This is a genomic window from Legionella bozemanae (assembly GCF_001648595.1).
GTDB classification, from domain to species: domain Bacteria; phylum Pseudomonadota; class Gammaproteobacteria; order Legionellales; family Legionellaceae; genus Legionella; species Legionella bozemanae.
Genome location: NZ_LBAW01000015.1, coordinates 47,150 through 65,260, shown reverse-complemented (window position 1 = coordinate 65,260; position 18,111 = coordinate 47,150). Strand labels below are relative to the sequence as shown.

Genomic DNA, 18,111 nt, shown 5'->3' with positions numbered 1-18,111 from the left:
TGCATGAAAATTCGATTAACAATGGCTCAGGCTTTATTGCGGTTTTTGGCGAATCAATACGTAGTGCTGGATGGGCATGCACATCAGTTTGTTGCGGGAGTATTTGGAATTTTTGGGCATGGGAATGTGACAGGTTTAGGTGAAGCGCTTGAGTATGACAATTATGGGCTGACTTATTATCAGGGACATAACGAACAAGGAATGGCACACACAGCTACGGCCTATGCAAAACAAAAAAACAGATTAAGTATTTTTGCCTGTACTTCCTCTATAGGTCCAGGTGCAACCAATATGATTACAGCAGCAGCTACAGCAACCACAAACAGAATTCCCCTCTTGTTGCTACCGGGCGATATTTTCAGTTGCAGACAGCCGGATCCCGTATTACAACAACTTGAAGTCCCACATGATTATACCCTGTCTGTGAATGATTGCTTCAAGCCGGTGAGTAAATATTGGGATCGAATTGCGCGCCCCGAACAATTGATGACCGCATGCATCAATGCAATGAGGGTACTTACGGATCCTGTTGAAACGGGCACGGTTACGTTATGTTTACCGCAGGATGTGCAATCCGAAGCATATGATTATGAGCGTTCTTTTTTTGAAAAACGTTTTTGGCACATTGATCGAGAGCCTATTAGTGAACGTGCTCTGGATGAAGCCGCCCAACTTATTTTTAAAGCAAAAAAACCATTGATTATTGCAGGAGGTGGTGTTCATTATTCATTTGCAACAGACGTTTTATCTCAATTTGCAGAACACCATAAAATCCCAGTTGCTGAAACTCAGGCAGGAAAAAGTGCTTTGCCAGAAAGTCACTGTATGAATGTGGGTGGAATAGGTGTCACAGGTTCTGAAGTAGCCAATGTTCTGGCAGCACAAGCAGATGTGATTTTAGTAATCGGCTCGCGTCTGCAAGATTTTACTACTGCGTCTAAATGGGGTTTTAAAAATGAAGAATGCCAAATCATTCATCTTAATGTCTCCCGTTTTGATGCAATCAAAATGAATGGTTTGATGTTGAAAGGAGATGCAAAAACAGGCTTAGAACAATTAGGGAAAACATTAGGGGCTTATCAAACATCTAAAGAGTATCAACAATGTATGCAGCGCTATCAAAATGAATGGCAGAAGGAATTAAAACGAATTTGTACTGTGACTCATGCGGCAGGGGATGGTTTATCACAAACCAAAGTCATCAGTTTGTTAAATGAAATGGTGACCGAAGATGATGTCATTATCTGTGCTGCAGGAAGTTTGCCCGGAGATTTGCATCGTTTGTGGAAATCCAAAAAGCCTAAAGATTATCATCTGGAATATGCGTACTCTTGCATGGGTTATGAAGTCGCTGCAGGCTTAGGGGTAAGGCTAGCTAAAGAAAATACTCCTGGTGAAGTGTATGTTTTGGTGGGCGATGGCAGTTTTGTGATGATGCATTCAGAGTTGCTTACCAGCATCCAGGAGCACAAGAAAATAACCATCATTCTTTTTAATAATCATGGTTTTCAATGCATTAAAAATTTACAAGAAAGCCAGGGTAGCCAAGGTTTTGGCAATGAGTTTCGTTATCGAGAAGATAAAACCAAGAAGCTTTCTGGGAATTATTTGCCAATCAATTTTTGCAAATACGCGGAAGGTCTGGGTGCTAAAACTTTTTTTGTGGATGCTTATGAGCAATTGGCTGTTGCCATGGAAACTGCGCGAAATGAAGCATGTTCTTCAATGATTGTATTGCCGATATTGCCTAAGACCATGAGTAATGGCTATCAAACCTGGTGGCGTGTAGCGGTTGCAGAGGTATCTAACTCAGAAGAAGTAACTAAAGCGCATCACAGGATGCAAGCGCAATTGCAAAACGTTAGAGAATATTAAGGACTCCTAAGGAATTATATATGCACATTAAATTGGGAATTGCACCTATTAACTGGTGCAATGATGACGACCCTGAGCTAGGGAAAGAAATTAGTTTTGAACAATGCATTAGAGAAATGTCAGAGGCGGGTTATACAGGTACAGAGCTTGGTAATAAGTATCCTCGTGACGTTTCTGTTTTAAAAAAGGCTTTAAGTGATCGTGGACTACATCTATCGAGTGCCTGGTTCAGTACTTTTTTTACGGAGACGGAGCAGTATGAAAATACTTTATCGCGATTTATGGAGCATTTAAGTTTTATGCGCGCGATGGGAGCATCTTTTATTAATGTGTGTGAGTGTGGACACGCCATCCAAGGAACAGATCTACCTATTTTAAGTCCTCACAAACCAGAGTTTAATGAGGGGCAGTGGGGAAAACTGCTTCAAGGATTACATACTATTGGTCGTATTGCTTATGATTTTGATATGCAGCTTGTTTATCACTATCATGCAGGAACAGGCGTTTTTTATGAACATGAAATCGATTATTTAATGGAAAACACGAGCCCTCAATTGATTTCTTTATTGCTTGATACCGGCCATGCTGCATTTGCTGATATTGATTCACTTGCTTTAATCAATAAATACAATGATCGTATTTTGTATGTTCATTTAAAGGATGTTCGTGCCGAAATCCTCAATAACGTTAAGAGTCAACATATGAACTTTATGGATGCCGTACGAGCTGGTGTATTTACGGTTCCTGGCGATGGGACCATTGAATTTGCTCCCATCATTCAGATGTTGCAAAAACATCGATATTCTGGCTGGATGATTGTTGAGGCAGAACAGGATCCGGCTAAAGCTCCCCCTTTTCAGTATGCTAAAAAGGCCTATGATTTTCTCCAGCAGCATATTAAATAGAAATAAGCCAAAAAATTACTGTCTTGAAGCGTTGTAAACAGTTGGTGAATTTTTTTTCTGCGGTCATTCTTCCTGCCTACATACCGCGACGTGCTCGCGGTATCCAAAAGCTCCATCATAAAAGCCATCTGCATTTTATAGGAGTTTCTAATATATTTAATCTTTTAACTATAATTAACGTTATAGGTGAAGAGTAGATTGGCATTATTCATTTTCAATGAAAAATAAGAGAATTTTTTTGAAGCGCATATGCTGCGGAAGAGCTCTAATCACTTTTTCTATGTGAAATAATGTTTTTTGTTTTCTCATTAGTGATGGGAGTTTGATTGTCATGGGTTTATCATTATTAGAACTTTTAACATATCACGATAATGGGCAAATTACATTTGATGGTCTCATAAATGGCGAAAAAGCCACTTCATATCAGGAGTATTTGCTCGTTTTAGATAAGGTTACTCGTATTTGTGAGCATGAGGATGATGCTCCCTTAGCCAAAGCCCATGTGAAAAATTTAGCTAAAATTTTATTGAAAAAATTCCAAGAGCATCTTCGAGAAAACCAAAGTGATTGGTACGATAAAAGTAATCCAAAGATATATACAGTGGCCAAGCAACTAGAGGCTTTCGCTTATTTAACAGGGGAGCAAGAAGCAGTTCACTCAATATTGGAAGAATTCCCCTTATTGAAAGTAGTACAATGTGATTATGAATCTTATCTGTATGATAACTTTCTAAATAATGACGACCCACTTAAATTTAAAAATTTTGATCGCGATCTTCTTGTTTTACAAATGATAATTCGGGTGTTGGATCCGCGTTATATCAATCAACGCAATGAGCAAGTGTGCGGTGTAAATGCTTTTGTGCACCATATCGCCTTATTAAATCCATTGAAATACGTACAAATAGTAACTGAACTTGCTGCAAAAGGGATTTGTGATCTTAAAGAGTTCGCCGGGAAAGAAGGCGTATTACGAGTCGAAGTCACTGAAGGGGTTGCAAATAAAAAAAGTTCGGACGGAACTACAATTCACGATGCAGATCACATTATTTTAAATGGAATACGGTCGTCAGAAAATTCTATTGTTCACTACAGTGAAGAAGGAGCAGATTTGGCTAAAAAGCTTTTTGGTGTTACTTCACATCATGAAATCAATAACTGGATGCAACAAGCTGGATACAATCATGTGCACAATATTCCCATCCATCATAGAGCGGCAATAAAGCAGTTACAATTACTCATTCAAGATGGGTATATGGTAGGTTTTGCTGGCACAGGAAGTCTTGCAAAATATATTCTTGCCCCAGAACAAGGGGAGCCCAAAAATCAAAATGTTGTGCAACGATTTATGGATGGTCATTTTTTTATTATTAGAAACATTGAGTTTGATGAACAAAACGATAAGGTAAATATTCGTATTATGACTTGGGGAAAAGAACAATCAGCCTCAATTCCTTTCGATGTATGGACAAAGAATATAGGGCTTGTTGGAACAGCTGTGGTTGGTCAAGACCCTTATATGAATATTATGTTTCGCGCAAAAGCACGGGATATAGATGATATACAACGTACTACATATTGCTCCCCAGAGGCATATTGTTTGTATGTGAGAAATATCATTGAGGATTCACCCGGCTATGAGAAAATTAATAAACTATTAGACCAAGTGTTTAAACATGAAAATGGAATAACCTGGTATCAAGCTGCAAAAGGAATACAAGATGCCATTGAGGAATTACCCAGAGAAAAAGCACTTATGGTTCCTGCAAAAATCTCTATTATTCCCTCAGTGACACCAGAGATTAAAACGGAGTTTGATAGGATTCATCATATACATTGTCGTGCAAGAAAAATTGGTGCTTTGGAAAATTTAGGCATCCAAGATAATATTGAAGTCCAGCGCCAACTAATCCCCCTATACGCACAAGAAGGGCAATGGGATAAAATAAAAGGATTTTTAGCTGATATAAAAAGTTACAGCCACACTGATCGAGAAATAATATATGAAAGCCTTGAGCTTGGGTGTTGTTTAGTACTTGGGGGAGTAAAAGTTCCAAGCGATATAAAGGAATTAGTCGAAAAGAATACTCGCTTTCATTTTCAAGTAAGGGAATTAATTTTCGTATTAAGTGAGCTTACCGGACTACCCAAAGGAGGCCCTTTTACCTATGGGGTTCGAAGTAGATTATTAGAGGTTGTTAATCGCAGACTTGAGGAAGAAGGAAAAGCAAAAGTCCATAATCTGAGTCATGTTATTTTATATAAGAAAGATATTTATAATTTAGTATCATTACTCGATAGGGAAGTCCATAGAATGGATCCATCCCATAAAACGATGCGGAAAGAAAAATTAGAGAAATTTTGTACTTTGCTGATTAATAAAATTGAGAATAAAGACGCACCGCACGATAAAATGGATTTGCAATCTGTTTCTAATCTCCACTACAAATTACCTAGATTTTTACAAAAGCTATCTGAGTTTTTTTTAAAAGTAGCTTCGATTTTTGATAAAAACCTAATAACCAAGGATGTTGAAAAAATTAAGAATTTTAAAGAAGATTTAAATGGTTTTAAAGAAAATAATAAATCAGAGGGACACGCTGCAAGTTTGGCTCCAATGGTTGATAATATTTAAAGCGTTAATTGTCACTTTTGATAATTGTTTTTCATTTCAAACTTATATGAAATAGGAGCCGGGCAAATAAAAAATTTAGTAATGTATTGTTCTTATGTAGTACGGAACAAGGGATTAGCTATATCACTAGTCCCTTACTCACTGAGCGCTCATTAAATTCCTTTATCAAAAATTCGATTTTCTGTCCCAATTGATTTTTTCCAATTATTTTTTCAGAGGCTTTATAAAATGTTTGAGAAAAATAAGACATATAGCCTGTATTATTTTCGTCAGATTTACGCCGTTGGATGCTTTTTTCTTCAGAACTCATACTCGTTAATAATACTTTCATCAGTTCCTGGTATTCCGTATTGCTCTCATCTTTTTTAAATTGTGAATAAAGATTTCCTGCATTTTGCACATACTTCAAGATCAATCGTTTTTTTGTGTCAAAAATATCCCGCTCAACTTTACTGGTAGCAAGGTCAAATTCCTTTTCAAGAATATATTCATATAAGATAAATGAAAATTGATTGATCCAGGGAACATGTCTATTATTGCCAAAGAATGATGCATCCTTAATATCAGTAATGAGAGAGGGGCTGTTTTGAACCAATTCCTTTAATGCATTAATAAAATTGATTAGGCTGGATGTGAAAAAACTTTCATAAAGATCGGTGGTAAATGTAGTGCTATTTTCTTTATTATATTCTTTGACGGCAGTTACGACTTCCTTTGATATCGATTCAATTTCTTTTAAAATCTGTTCAAAATAAGTAGAATAATCATCGTCCTCAACATCTATTTCTTTAATCTTCTTGATTAAACATTTTGCAAATTCATTTCTTTGAATTAATAAGTCAGCTTCTTTACCTTTATATGTTTTTTCATCTGCTTGCACTTGGTAGGCATCCAATATTTTTTGACAATACCGGTGTGTAATATCCTTAAAAATTCCCATTATCCCTCTCTTTTTTAGTTCGTCAGAAAACACCCAAAAATCATTTATCTATTTCCGGGGATATCCATTCTCCTATTCACCGCTTTGTTTCTTTTCCAGCCGCGGTAATATGCCAGTTTTGGAATTCAAAAATGCAGCTTAAAAATCGTTAAGATAGTCATAGTGCCTAATATTAACTCATTGTAAGCTACAGGAAAAGTAATTGATTTTAGTTTCTTTTCTTGAGTATAAAGATTTTGAGCCCAAATGGAGATTGGTGATGTTGGTTAAATTTTTCAAAAACAAAAAAATCGAGATTAACCCTGCAAATAAATACCCTGAAATTTTATGTAACGCGCTGGAGGCTACAATGGGTGTGTGCATTGCCAGCACTTCTGCATCGGTTATCAATCCCTTAACCGCAAAAATAGGCAAAGAGCGAAAGGCTCAATATCATGAAAATAGCTTAACCGCAGTGAGGGAAGTAGGCGAAGTGAGATCTTTTTTCCTTAAAATTGCAAAATATTGTGAGGACCAAAAGATTGATTTTCTCGATGCGAGAGCGCCAATAAAATATACAATTTCTGCGCATAGAGCGGGAAATTGTGAACACCAAGCATTTTATTTGGCTGCATTACTAAAACAACAAAATATCCCTGCACTTATTTATGATATCGAAGACATTGAACATACAGTAGTTATCACAAAAAACTTTCTTCTTGATCCTTGGATAGGTGCGATTTTTTCACTTGCTGAAATAGATCTTTGTGAGTTTTATGGCTCATCGTTTAATATGAAGGCATCATGGTTGAATCAATTGTTAAGCAACAAGGAGTTCACTTATCATAAAAAGCTAAACAAAAAGACACTAGAATATTATTTTGCTCAAACCGAAGAGAAGAAAATATCCACTTGCTGCATCATTTTTTAAAATGGAGTTTTAGCGGCGAATGACTTAAGATTTTTGGATAAATTGATTTATAGAAATATTAGAGCGCAGTAAGGCAGGAATTATTTGACCTGTACTGTCACACGTAAGTTTTTTCTTGATATTTTCGAAATGTTTATCAACGGTGCGTTTTGATATTTCCAGAATATCGGCAATGCGTTGTATCTTAAAACCATGATAATAAAGATAAATGATCTCTTTTTCCTTCAAGGTCAGTTGTTTTGCTGACATGAAATTAAAAGGCAAGGTATTAAAATCAAAAACGGTGTCATTTACCATTTCCTGCAATTTAGTCTCTTTTTGTTTTAAAATGAATTCCTTCAAATTTAAAGAATTCTTTGAACCATGCGATTCTGCAAGTGAATTCATCTCAATGATTAAATCTTTAGGCAATATCAGAGTATTATCTTTGGTTAATAATCGTCTGCACCGAGTGGCCAGGTTTTGGCTAATGACTTTTAAGATATCTACGTTGTTAAGGGTAAAATTATTAGAGCGGTGAGAATCAGTAATCGATGCAAATGTATAGATTTCTGTGTAATTTTCCTCTTTATGGACAATATCAAAAAAATAAGCATATTTGTGATCAATTAAGACTTCTTTGATTGAATGGGGTAGAAGCTCATCATTCATAATATCTGAAGCATATAAGGTATCCGGAGTTGTAGTTATATTAGTGAAAATTTGTGTGGCAAATAAATCATTTTTTAAAAAAACATCGAGGAGCCATTTATCAGACATCAATTGCAAACAACGTCCATTCAAATCATAGTAGAAATAGCCCCAGGTAACGATGGGAGTATTTGCAAAAATATGCTGGTAGAGACCATCTAAATAAGAGGTATACATCTTCATGTTATTAAAAACCTTCATAGAAATACCCCATTTAAAAACAAAAACTGGCATATTTATTAGTATAGTCCCAATTAAATTTAATGGTATTGGCTCAATATCGCATGATACAGGATAATAATAATTAAGCGGGTCTCTCTTTTAAAAATGGTTTTAAAATCTTCCTCTGACGTTATTGATTTGGGGATATAATCTGGATTTATTGCTGCACGTCCTTCCCGCATCATGAACAACAAAGGAATTTGATTGGCGCTCTATAATTATGAATATCCAATAATTTTTCTAGGAATATAATGCACGAAAATCTTATATCCATTTTATTGAGTCCTATTACATTATTATTTCTTGTTAATTCATTTTTTTTGATTTTTGTTACCTCATTTGTTTGGGGTATTTTTCTTAACCTTAAATATACAAATTTCTTATTTCATTCATGTAAAACAAACAACCGATCTCCTATCTTCTTGAAGGCCGTATTCTTTTTTCCGCTTCTATTCATTGTATTAATCGCGGAGTGTAAATGGTCTTTGTTAGGCCAGGTGAATTTTTTTCCTTTACTCAGTTCTCCGTTTGTCCGATTTAATTTTATCGGTATTATTGTTTCTTTAATTGCTTTGATTTTTATTAAAAATTTAGATAAAGAGGAGGAAGTTACAGAATTTAAGATTCCCATTTTTTTTAGCACTTATGTGATTGTTTTGTATTTATTTTTCTTAATTATTCTTATGGCGACAATTATTACGCGTTTGAATGCCTTTCCTGATGGGTTCCTTAGGAATTACTCTTTTTCTACAGCGGAAAGAATTAATGAATACATTCTTTATGCATTATTTTTGCTCCATTTGATTTTAGTTTTCTTTGCTGTATCCATGAAGGCAGCCCAGAAAGTTCTGTTGTTATTGGGATATACTATTGCTCTGGCTTTTGCTTATTCAATTGTTTTCTAGGGTCTATTTGCATTTCCCCGGACTTGCTCCGGGGCAAAATGCAAACAAACCCTAATTACGAAAAAATAAGCGGGTGTTTTCTTCAGAAATGAGGAAAAGTAAGGAGACTCAATACGAGTCTCCATGTATTATTTAACAAAGGCTTTTTTGGGTGTATCAAAATTAAAGATTAATCCAAAAGCGACTTGTGCAGTATTGGGATAAATTCGGGCAATCTTAGTTACTCCGCCATTAGGCTCAAACACATGACTTTTTATCTTGGTGTAATTGATTTGACTGTAATCCATCATTAATGTCCAGCGAGGATCCAACAGATTATAACGAACTCCAGCACCATAGCGAATACCGCTGCGGTTTGATGTAGAACTTCTAACTGTTGGATCGGATTCCCTAATTTTTACGTGCCCATTTGCATACCCCACTCGTCCATAGGCCCAAAAAGAGTCTGAGAAAAAGTATCCAGGTAATATGCTGATGCCTTCACTATTTGGAATTGAAAAAGTAGTTTTGAGAAAGTTGCTGTGTATGAGTTCGTCGTTAACCAGGGTATATTTAACTGAGCTTATATTGGCGTTGGCTTCTGCTCCCAGATAAAAGTTTTTATACCTTAAACTATAACCCCCAAATAAAGTTCCGAACTCTCCGGTCCCGGAGAAGTGTTCTGTATCATAAACATTAAAAGCTCCTTCGCCTGCTGTATTGGAAATAGCTCCTAGCCTCGTTACATGAGATCGTTGCGTAAAATGAGCGCCTTCAGGTCCTACTCCTGCACCAAGGTAAAACCCTGAAAAACAAGGATTGGCTAATAATAAAGACACAAGACCGAGCAGTTTTGTTTTCCTTAACATATTATTCCTTAAAAATTGTTTTTTACCATGAGGTTATAGCATTTTCCACTGAATTATCATAACAATTATGGTTTGTTATAGATAGTCATTTTTACAGGTCAAATGCTTGGGCTAAATTCTTCTTTCTCCTCCTCAGCAATGTTTGCTTCTCCAAATGTATTCACAAGTGCTAATTGTCTTTGTTGATAGGCGAGCATAAGCCCATAAATACTATTAGAAGGGTGGGTGGAAAACATACCTATTTTTTTTGGTGCTTCAATCAATTCTATCTTGTTTTCAGCAAGTTTTGCGAGTATATCAATTTTTGCTTCACTAATAAGGTTTGCTGCTTTTCTTAATAATTCAATTTTAAGCAAGGGTTCTTTTTCAAACACTATGGAATAAAAATGGTCTATTTCTGCTTTAATCCGCCCAATAATTTCTTTATTAATTTCGAATGTACTGTATAAAGTAGAATAATCATATTTCTCATAGAGAAGACCTGAAATAGTTTTGACGAGTGTATGCCAACTTCGATCATGCACTATCCAAAATATAGCATTGTTAGGAAAGTCTTTATAGCAATTTTGTAAATGAAGTGCTCCGGCTTCCAATAATCCAACCAATTTTATTTTGAGCGAGTCGATATCATACTTAAATTGATTTAATCCTTCATGTACTTTCTCAGTTCGCAATAAGGCTATGATTTCATTTTCTATTGTTTTTGCCTGTTTATGTAACGCAATTAAATCGACTTCCTCTGTAATTTGTTGTTTTAAATCATTCGCTGCGTCAATGTAATTTTGCAGCTGTTTAGTGGACATTCCTTGGTGATTATAGAGAGTAAAATAGGTTTCACCAACGCCCAAACATAGGCGATAAGCACCCAGTGCATAAGCAAATTGATGCATAAAAATTTGCGCCATTGGTGTGTAGGGTTTCTCTGGTTTAAAGAGATACAGGCCTTCTTGTTCGCGAAATTCCAGCGGCAAGCCGCTCTGTAAAACATGACTATCAAAAGCTGCTACAAGACTTGGATTTTTTTCTGTATCGATCATTGCTTGAGCCGTCTCTACTAATTGATGCTCATCGACCAGACATTTTTCCATGTTTTTTTGAACCAGATTGAAGCTAAAAACGATTTCTTCTCCTTTGGCAACTTCAGTGAGCTTTTGTGTTCGCCCTGGATTAAAAAAATAGTTCATTAATAATTTTCTTATGTCAAACATGGCCTTACGATAGTGCTCCAGCCGTGTAAAAATGGGCTGGGTTGCAGTGTTAATTTCTTGCTGGTAGCGCTCCAATTTTCCTTCCATAAACTTCCTCCTTTTTAGTCCCTTATTGATGCTTAATTTCTACAGGGCGACAGGTACGGTGTCAAGGTGTTTAATTTTTTCAATAAGATTTTATTAATCCTCAGCCAAGTGAAAAAGCTTTGTATGTGCTCCAATACGATTAGGGAGAATACAGTTGTCCGCAAAAAAAATTGAGTTTTTCAATTATTGTCTTTATTTCATAATGATTTGTTATTATAAAAATAAAGAAATTGCACGGGGTGCAGCAAGACGGGAGTAATGTGCACTTTTTCTGGTTTGCTTCCCGCATGTGAGTTAAAAAATAAAAAGAGATTTTAACTGAACATTTTTAAGGATGGACATGGATTTTAAAGAGAAAAAAGTTATTGTCACGGGGGCTAACCGCAGTATTGGTCAAAGAATAGCCGTAGTTTTTGCAGAGCAAGGCGCAGATGTTGTTATTAGTTACCACAGTGATGCACAAGGTGCGGAAGACACGATTCAAGCGATTAAAGCAACAGGGAGAAATGCAAAAGCATTTTATGCTGATTTTTCCAAAATGGACCATGTTGCAACTTTTGCCGAACAAGCGATGGAGTATTTAGGCTATGTGGATGTATTAGTTAATAATGCTGGCATGCTTTGTCGGGAAACGATATTTGAATTGCCCCCAGAAAAAATGCAGCAAGTTTTTCAGGTTAATACTATTTCGCCACTTTATTTAGCGCAATTGTGTGCCAAAAATATGGTGGAAAACGGCAAGAAGGGGTGTATTTTAAATATTTCTTCAATCAGCGGCATTATAACGATGACAAAGGGAATTGGTTATGGTGCTTCGAAGGCGGCACTGAATAAATGGACAAAACATGCTGCCGTCGATTTAGCACAATACGGCATCCGCGTGAATACGGTTGCGCCTGGTGTTATTGAAGCGGGAATGAATGAAGATACAGCTTCCAGTAACCCGGAATTGTGGCAATATTATGTGAGCAATATTCCTTTGCAAAGAGCCGGAACCCCTGATGATATTGCAAATATGGTTTTATTTCTGGCTTCAGAAAAAGCCAATTGGATCACCGGAAAAGTCATTGCAGTTGATGGAGGGCATGTTCTCTAAGAAAACCACCTTATCTTTAATAATAATCGGATTTTATGGTCATATTACAACCTTTTTGTTATAATTTATCACAAGATTAATGGTTGTGAGAATGAATCATGCAAATGAGAAGTGAAAGTGCAGAAAAAGAGCGACAAGGTGCAAAGTTTGTTGAATTGATAACTAATAAAATATTAGAAGCGATAAATTGTGCTCAGCATTATCGAGTGATGCGGTCGGGAGCGGACATTGTTATTCGAGAAAGCACGCAAAATCCTCCAATTCCACGTAGAAAAGAAAGGGCTGAGTTATTTTTGGCTTTTTTTCGTAAGGCAGCTGAAAAAGGGGCGTTTGAACTAAAGGACGCAGTAATAAAAGCTGAAGTTGACGGCGAGAAAGTAACGATTCCATGCGTAAAAATTTCTCATGTGAATATCGCAAAATTTGCTCAAGCACTTGGATTAACTTCCGGCTCTGCAAAAGTGGACGAAAAAATATGGAATGTAATTCCTGAGGGGATAAGGTTACGATGGGATCGATTTAGTAGCAAGATGCAGGAGCATATTGTTCAATGTTGTACTCCTCATGCGGATGCTGGGTTGCTTCAAACACTGAATACAGCAATATTTGGTAACTCCATGCGTTCTCCTATTGGTTTTAGCGTGCCCAAAATTCCAGTGCGATTACCCAATTCACGTTTGGAAGGTGGGGTCGGGAATGAGCTTTATGATTTAACAGAAATTCTCGCTATAAGGGAGCGCCATCCACAACGCCCTGAGTTACGACGTGATCCTATTACTCGTGATTATTTTTCTCTTGATGAAGTGGTGCCTGACACAGAAGCTCTGGAAAAAATACAACAAAAAGGGATGGGTATGTGCTGATACCCGCTCAGCGCATGCTAGCTATAGAAATTTCTTTATAGGTAGGGTGAATTTTTTGTGCCCTACCTTCTCATAGAGCAGTAATCGGTGGTCTGTAACGGCATAAGTACTCTTCAAAATTTTACTTGCAGCACTTTCTATAATCAACGTGCCAGAATTCTTAAGTTATGCGCACTTATTGACTCTCTTTCGATTATTTTTAACAAAATAAATCAAATAAAAACCAAATGATCACCAAATGTATTGACTGGTAAAAATTGATCCGCAATAATGGCTTTGCAACTATTAGTCAAGTTGATTTTAATTTGATTTTTATGGGAATTTATAGACAAGGAGTGTATACCATGCTGACAAGCTATCACATTAGATTGCTCATAGAAGAATGCCGCGAAATGGGTTGGAATGGACTTAATAACGGTATTACTGCTTCAATTCCGCAACTTCAAATTGATATTTTAAAACCACCGCATGACTTTGTAGGTGTTCAGGGTAATCCCGCTATCTTTATCAACAAAAGTACGTACAAACTATTAGGACACCTTCATAAAAATTGGGTCATGAACCAAACCATTGCTTTAAAGATAAGTTTTTTTGAACAAAAAAAGATTGATATGATTGGTGCGATTATTCATGAAGCAGGGCATGCTTTTAATGTTGCAGCAAAATCGCAAATACTGAAGCAAATGCATATATCTATGAAATCGAAGTCATGCGCAAACTATTAGAAACGAAAAGCCCTCTGCTGTTTGGTTGTACTTTCAGCGATATTCAATCGTTTTTTAAGAAGCGTCTTTCCTACTATAATAAAGGGGTTTCTGAGAATAAATATCTTGCGCAGCTGGTTGAAACGATTACACAAGAATTTAAACTTGAAGAAGACGCGCCATTGTCAGAACAAAAGAGTACGGAAAGCATTTCTATTTTTGTCGCAGGAACCTTGTTTTCCCAGAAACAATGGAATAAAGAAAAGGAAATAACGTTGACAAAAATGAAAAGGAATTTTTTCCATTGAACAATGAAATAGTAACAATCCAATGCTAATCGTATTTGTATGCCAGGCGTACAAATGTGATTGGCCCATCCAAATAGTAATGGCACTCGTTATTCCTGTCTATCCACATGTTAAAATTAAAAAAGTTAAACGAGTTAACATTCTCATAAGATATTCACTGAAATTGTTGCTTTTACGAACTTTATAAACTGGTGAATTCGTTTTGGTTAAGTTATTATTTATTTTCGAGGAGAGAATTGGCTGCAAAATATTCTAGGAGTTCGTTCCTATGAAACGTCTCATTTTATCGGTCTTCTGTAAGTTAGAATAGATTTAATGATTTTGTGGGTCAATGGAACGATTCAATTCTTCAATCTCATCGAGAATCTTTAAAAATTTTTCTCCAAAGGGGGTAACAAAATACTCCACTCTGGGCGGAATTTCATGAAAATCCTTCTTGCTAAGAATACCGAATTCAATATTTTTTCTGAGGCATTGATTTAAAACTTTTGTGGTGAGACCGTCAACGCGGCGCACCATTTCCCCGGGACGGTTAACGCCTTCTCGCAAAAGAGAATAAATGGTGAGTGACCATTTACAACCGTAAATTGTTTCAACCATTGTTGCTGTTTTTAGAGGTATTTTTTGCTTCAACTTTTTTCTTCAAATAATTCAATAATAGGTACCAATAAGTACCTAGTGTACCATTAAGTACCTACTTTTTTTAGGATTATATATTGCTCATACTCCACGGAACAGATTTTTATAAACTAAAAAGGTGAGGAATATGTGCAATCAAAATTTAGCGATTATTGTGGGGGGAGCCAGTGGAATGGGACTGGAAACAGCAAAAAGACTTGCAACAAGTGGCCTTGATCTCCTGATTACAGGAAGGGATGAACAAAAGCTAAAACATGCGATTGATGAACTAAAACAAATTGGAGACAAAATAGAATATTTAGTTAGTGATCTTTATGATCAAGCACATGTGACGCAATTTGTTATAAAAATAAAAAATGAAGCACGTGCAATAAAATATCTGGTTAATGCTGCCGGCTATTTTAAACCCATAAGCTTTTTAGACCATACAGAAGCCGATTATGATCTGCAAGTAAATCTCAACAAAGCATTCTTTTTTATTACTCAGGCTGTTGCAGCAAAAATGAAACAAAATGGAGGTGGTTCAATAGTTAATATTGGATCCATGTGGGCAAAGCAAGCGGTCAAGGCTACTCCTTCTTCAGCTTATTCCATGCAAAAAGCGGGACTTCATTCGTTGACGCAACATTTAGCTATGGAACTGGCAGATCACAACATCAGGGTGAATGCCGTAGCGCCTGCGGTAGTAGCGACCCCTATCTACAAGTCATTTATAGCCGAAGATAAAATTGAAACATCACTACAGGATTTTAATGAGTTTCATCCCCTTGGCAGGATAGGTAAAACAACGGATGTCGCTAACGCCATTGAATTCCTTCTCTCAGATAAAGCAAGCTGGATCACCGGAGAGATCATCAATGTCGATGGAGGTGTTATGGCTGGAAGAAATTAAACTCAATCTCCAGGTTTGTAGGGGTTATAATATTCGAGATTTAAGGGGCTGACACAAAGAGATTAAGTTAGCCCTATAATTCTTGTCTGTTGCATGATGTTTTTTGGTACTCAATTTATTTCTTATATTCTTTATACAATAGGCTATAATTATCCGTATATTACCCATTGCTTCTAATAATGGATTAAGATCTCATCAATGATTGAAGGAAGGTGGTTCTATGGCATTTGTAGAGGAAATAGTTCCTATCGCGCAGAAACGTCTTGTTAGTGTAAGAGATGATGCTCCATTACTGGAGGCTGCCAAATTCCTTGATGGCCGACATATCAATCTTGTCGTAATTTGTAACAAGGATGGAACAATGGTAGGTATAGTCACTCGAACGGATGTTGTTCGCATGATGGCGGTTTGCCAAGGTTGTGGCTGTACGGTTCCTGTTGGGACGGTGATGACCAAAGATGTTATTTACTGCCGCCCAAGCGACTTGTTGCGAGATGTATGGTCAACGATGAAGGAGCATAATCTTTTGCATGTTCCTATCATCGACGAGAATTCCAAACCATTAGGGGTAATTAACGCTCGTGATGTTCTTTTGGTACTTATGGAAAAAGCAGAATTTGAGAGTTCTATATTACGCGATTACGTCATGAACGTTGGATATAGATGATTTTATCATCTGGTGTTGCTTTGAAGCAAAAATTGCGACTCTTCTTGTGAGCATGAGGGATGCGCGTTTATTGCGGGAGTGCGCGATCGGCCGTTGGATTTGGCGGCCATACCTCGTCTCGATGTGGAAGTACAAAAGATTACTGATGCCCCGGCAATATCCTCTTATTTAGTATGAGAACGCTTAAAAAATTGCAGCATTTCATAAAAGACATATGGGCCTGCATCCCGATGATCGAGTGTGTCGCTGACTGATTGGATAAAGACAGCACTACTGTATTTTGTAAATTGTTCGTAAGCAATTTCAGCTCCATGGTAAGGAACATCCCTATCTCCTTTTGTGCCAACAAGCAGTAATGGTGCTGTTGGAGAAAAATCATAATGATTGAAATAGTTCTTCAATTTCTCTGAGTTGCTCGCTGTATGATTTAAGATAGCCTCAAAAAATTCCGGCTGAAAAATTAATGCTGGATTTTGCGGTAGCGCATCCAGTATTTCTTTGGTGGCATGGAGGCCGTCAAATAATTCTGGAATGAGGATATTGTAAGGGCTGACAAAGATTTGATTTAAATCAGCCCAATAATTTTTATAGGTTTGCAATGAATAGAAAAAATATGCTAAATACGCAGTAGCTCGTGGGCCCGGATTCAACATAATAAATTTCATGGTTTCATCCCAGTCATAAGGTGCAGACCCTAAAGCAACAGCAGTAACCGGTATATGTGGATATTGAGTGGCAAGTAACTCAAATAGGACCAAAGAGGAAAATCCGCCCTCTGAGTAACCGCCAATATAGAGTTGATCATTGAGTTCGATTTTTATAATTTTGGCAAGCTCTTTGGCCGCTAAAAGCATATTCACACTGCTGCTGGCCAATGTTTCATATTGTACATAAGGATGTAGAGGTAATTCATTATCCCCTAACCCAAGGTAATCGGGCATCACTGTCAGATAACCACCATGACTGGCAAACAAAGCAGGATACACATAATCGCCCTCTTTCATTCTGGAGGGAGCATCCTCGTGCTTGAAGCGGGTACCATGCTGATAACTGACAATTCCTAGCGTGTTTGTTACACGAGGTACAGCGACCAGGCCAGAAGCAATAGTTATCTGACTATCAGGAGCTGGAGTTTTATAGTTGATTTTATAAAGAGTCACCTCATAATTTGCTTCGAGTACATCAAGCGGTGGCATTTTTTTTAATGCCTTTTGCGCTATCTCTTTAGAAAATGTCCCTAGATAATTGTAATTAACTAGGATTTCCTTGTCGTTTTCGAGTGATTGGCTATAAGACGTGATGCTTAAAAAGAAATAGAAAAAGAAGAAAATTATTTTTTTAAAAGTGACCATAGTGATTTATTTCCAAGTAAGTTTTTAAGATACAAAAGACGAGTAAATTGGGAAATTCTATGCCCAGATTCAACTTTTTCCATATCATTGTCAATTGTCAATTTCTTAACTCTTTTTAATCTTATCTTGCTTATACTGTTCCACCATCAAATAAGTAATAAGATGTGGGATGGCATTGCCTGCGCAACCTGAATTTTCAAATACACAAACTACTTTATTTCAACCAGCAAGAGACCTCACCGAGTTAAAAGAAGAGTGGATGATGGGGCTCGGTGTATGGCTGCAATTTGATTTAAAATAAGAATGCGCTTTTATTTTTATAGGTGTTAAAGAGGGGATTTTGTCCTTCTTTTTCTATACCACAT

General features: G+C 36.7%; 18 protein-coding genes. 12 read left to right on the top strand and 6 right to left on the bottom strand.

From position 1 onward, the window contains the following. The first annotated feature begins 3 nt into the window (after nucleotides 1-3). From iolD to A8O27_RS11945, 3 genes are all read left to right on the top strand, one after another. The gene (gene iolD, locus A8O27_RS11955; protein WP_058458242.1) at nucleotides 4-1,875 is read left to right on the top strand and encodes a 3D-(3,5/4)-trihydroxycyclohexane-1,2-dione acylhydrolase (decyclizing); all 1,872 of its coding nucleotides are present in this window, start codon (nucleotides 4-6) and stop codon (nucleotides 1,873-1,875) included. A 20-nt stretch (nucleotides 1,876-1,895) separates the two neighbouring features. Further along, nucleotides 1,896-2,780 (top strand): myo-inosose-2 dehydratase, encoded by an 885-nt coding sequence (gene iolE, locus A8O27_RS11950; RefSeq protein WP_058458241.1) that lies wholly within the window; start codon nucleotides 1,896-1,898, stop codon nucleotides 2,778-2,780. A 331-nt stretch (nucleotides 2,781-3,111) separates the two neighbouring features. Beyond that, nucleotides 3,112-5,415 carry a hypothetical protein gene (locus tag A8O27_RS11945; protein WP_058458240.1) on the top strand — a complete coding sequence of 768 codons (2,304 nt, stop codon included), beginning with the start codon at nucleotides 3,112-3,114 and terminating at the stop codon, nucleotides 5,413-5,415. A gap of 118 nt (nucleotides 5,416-5,533) precedes the next feature. On the opposite strand, the gene A8O27_RS11940 is transcribed toward A8O27_RS11945, so the two are convergent. Continuing rightward, nucleotides 5,534-6,295, bottom strand: coding sequence for a hypothetical protein (locus tag A8O27_RS11940; RefSeq protein WP_276527734.1), 762 nt, complete (start codon nucleotides 6,293-6,295; stop codon nucleotides 5,534-5,536). Nucleotides 6,296-6,614: 319 nt separating this feature from the next. Here A8O27_RS11940 and A8O27_RS11935 point away from each other — a divergent pair, with 319 nt between their 5' ends. Then, the gene (locus tag A8O27_RS11935; RefSeq protein ID WP_082642394.1) at nucleotides 6,615-7,265 is read left to right on the top strand and encodes a hypothetical protein; all 651 of its coding nucleotides are present in this window, start codon (nucleotides 6,615-6,617) and stop codon (nucleotides 7,263-7,265) included. 24 nt (nucleotides 7,266-7,289) lie between these two features. On the opposite strand, the gene A8O27_RS11930 is transcribed toward A8O27_RS11935, so the two are convergent. Then, the gene (locus A8O27_RS11930) at nucleotides 7,290-8,156 is read right to left on the bottom strand and encodes a helix-turn-helix transcriptional regulator (RefSeq protein ID WP_058458238.1); all 867 of its coding nucleotides are present in this window, start codon (nucleotides 8,154-8,156) and stop codon (nucleotides 7,290-7,292) included. Between the two features lie 272 nt (nucleotides 8,157-8,428). Here A8O27_RS11930 and A8O27_RS11925 point away from each other — a divergent pair, with 272 nt between their 5' ends. Next, the gene (locus A8O27_RS11925; protein ID WP_058458237.1) at nucleotides 8,429-9,082 is read left to right on the top strand and encodes a hypothetical protein; all 654 of its coding nucleotides are present in this window, start codon (nucleotides 8,429-8,431) and stop codon (nucleotides 9,080-9,082) included. Between the two features lie 128 nt (nucleotides 9,083-9,210). Here A8O27_RS11925 and A8O27_RS11920 read toward each other — a convergent pair whose 3' ends face one another. Together A8O27_RS11920 and A8O27_RS11915 are read right to left on the bottom strand one after the other, a co-directional pair. Further along, nucleotides 9,211-9,930: an outer membrane protein gene (locus A8O27_RS11920; protein WP_058458236.1), complete on the bottom strand. Its 720-nt coding sequence runs from the start codon at nucleotides 9,928-9,930 to the stop codon at nucleotides 9,211-9,213. Nucleotides 9,931-10,028: 98 nt separating this feature from the next. Then, nucleotides 10,029-11,225, bottom strand: coding sequence for a hypothetical protein (locus A8O27_RS11915; protein ID WP_058458235.1), 1,197 nt, complete (start codon nucleotides 11,223-11,225; stop codon nucleotides 10,029-10,031). Between the two features lie 340 nt (nucleotides 11,226-11,565). On the opposite strand from A8O27_RS11915, the gene A8O27_RS11910 reads away from it, so the two are divergent. From A8O27_RS11910 to A8O27_RS11895, 4 genes are all read left to right on the top strand, one after another. Then, nucleotides 11,566-12,321, top strand: a complete 756-nt coding sequence (locus A8O27_RS11910) for an SDR family NAD(P)-dependent oxidoreductase (RefSeq protein WP_058458234.1) — start codon at nucleotides 11,566-11,568, stop codon at nucleotides 12,319-12,321. A 104-nt stretch (nucleotides 12,322-12,425) separates the two neighbouring features. After that, the gene (locus A8O27_RS11905) at nucleotides 12,426-13,184 is read left to right on the top strand and encodes a hypothetical protein (protein WP_058458233.1); all 759 of its coding nucleotides are present in this window, start codon (nucleotides 12,426-12,428) and stop codon (nucleotides 13,182-13,184) included. Between the two features lie 344 nt (nucleotides 13,185-13,528). Further along, the gene (locus A8O27_RS11900; RefSeq protein ID WP_058458232.1) at nucleotides 13,529-13,909 is read left to right on the top strand and encodes a hypothetical protein; all 381 of its coding nucleotides are present in this window, start codon (nucleotides 13,529-13,531) and stop codon (nucleotides 13,907-13,909) included. Beyond that, nucleotides 13,894-14,196: a hypothetical protein gene (locus tag A8O27_RS11895; protein WP_058458231.1), complete on the top strand. Its 303-nt coding sequence runs from the start codon at nucleotides 13,894-13,896 to the stop codon at nucleotides 14,194-14,196. Before A8O27_RS11900 ends, A8O27_RS11895 begins: the two co-directional genes overlap by 16 nt. Nucleotides 14,197-14,508: 312 nt before the next feature. Here the strand turns inward: A8O27_RS11895 and A8O27_RS11890 are convergent, their stop codons facing one another. Beyond that, complete coding sequence (locus A8O27_RS11890; RefSeq protein ID WP_235810463.1) at nucleotides 14,509-14,829, bottom strand: winged helix-turn-helix transcriptional regulator; 321 nt, start codon at nucleotides 14,827-14,829, stop codon at nucleotides 14,509-14,511. Between the two features lie 133 nt (nucleotides 14,830-14,962). On the opposite strand from A8O27_RS11890, the gene A8O27_RS11885 reads away from it, so the two are divergent. Continuing rightward, on the top strand, nucleotides 14,963-15,727 hold the full coding sequence (locus A8O27_RS11885) for an SDR family NAD(P)-dependent oxidoreductase (protein WP_058458230.1): 765 nt from the start codon (nucleotides 14,963-14,965) through the stop codon (nucleotides 15,725-15,727). Between the two features lie 220 nt (nucleotides 15,728-15,947). Beyond that, nucleotides 15,948-16,394, top strand: coding sequence for a CBS domain-containing protein (locus tag A8O27_RS11880; protein ID WP_058458229.1), 447 nt, complete (start codon nucleotides 15,948-15,950; stop codon nucleotides 16,392-16,394). Nucleotides 16,395-16,558: 164 nt separating this feature from the next. Here A8O27_RS11880 and A8O27_RS11875 read toward each other — a convergent pair whose 3' ends face one another. Next, on the bottom strand, nucleotides 16,559-17,746 hold the full coding sequence (locus A8O27_RS11875; RefSeq protein WP_058458228.1) for an alpha/beta hydrolase: 1,188 nt from the start codon (nucleotides 17,744-17,746) through the stop codon (nucleotides 16,559-16,561). 169 nt (nucleotides 17,747-17,915) lie between these two features. Between A8O27_RS11875 and A8O27_RS19340 the strand changes: the two genes are divergently transcribed. Continuing rightward, a complete protein-coding gene (locus tag A8O27_RS19340; RefSeq protein ID WP_259293091.1) occupies nucleotides 17,916-18,047 on the top strand; it encodes a hypothetical protein in 132 nt (43 codons plus the stop codon). Nucleotides 18,048-18,111: the final 64 nt, after the last annotated feature.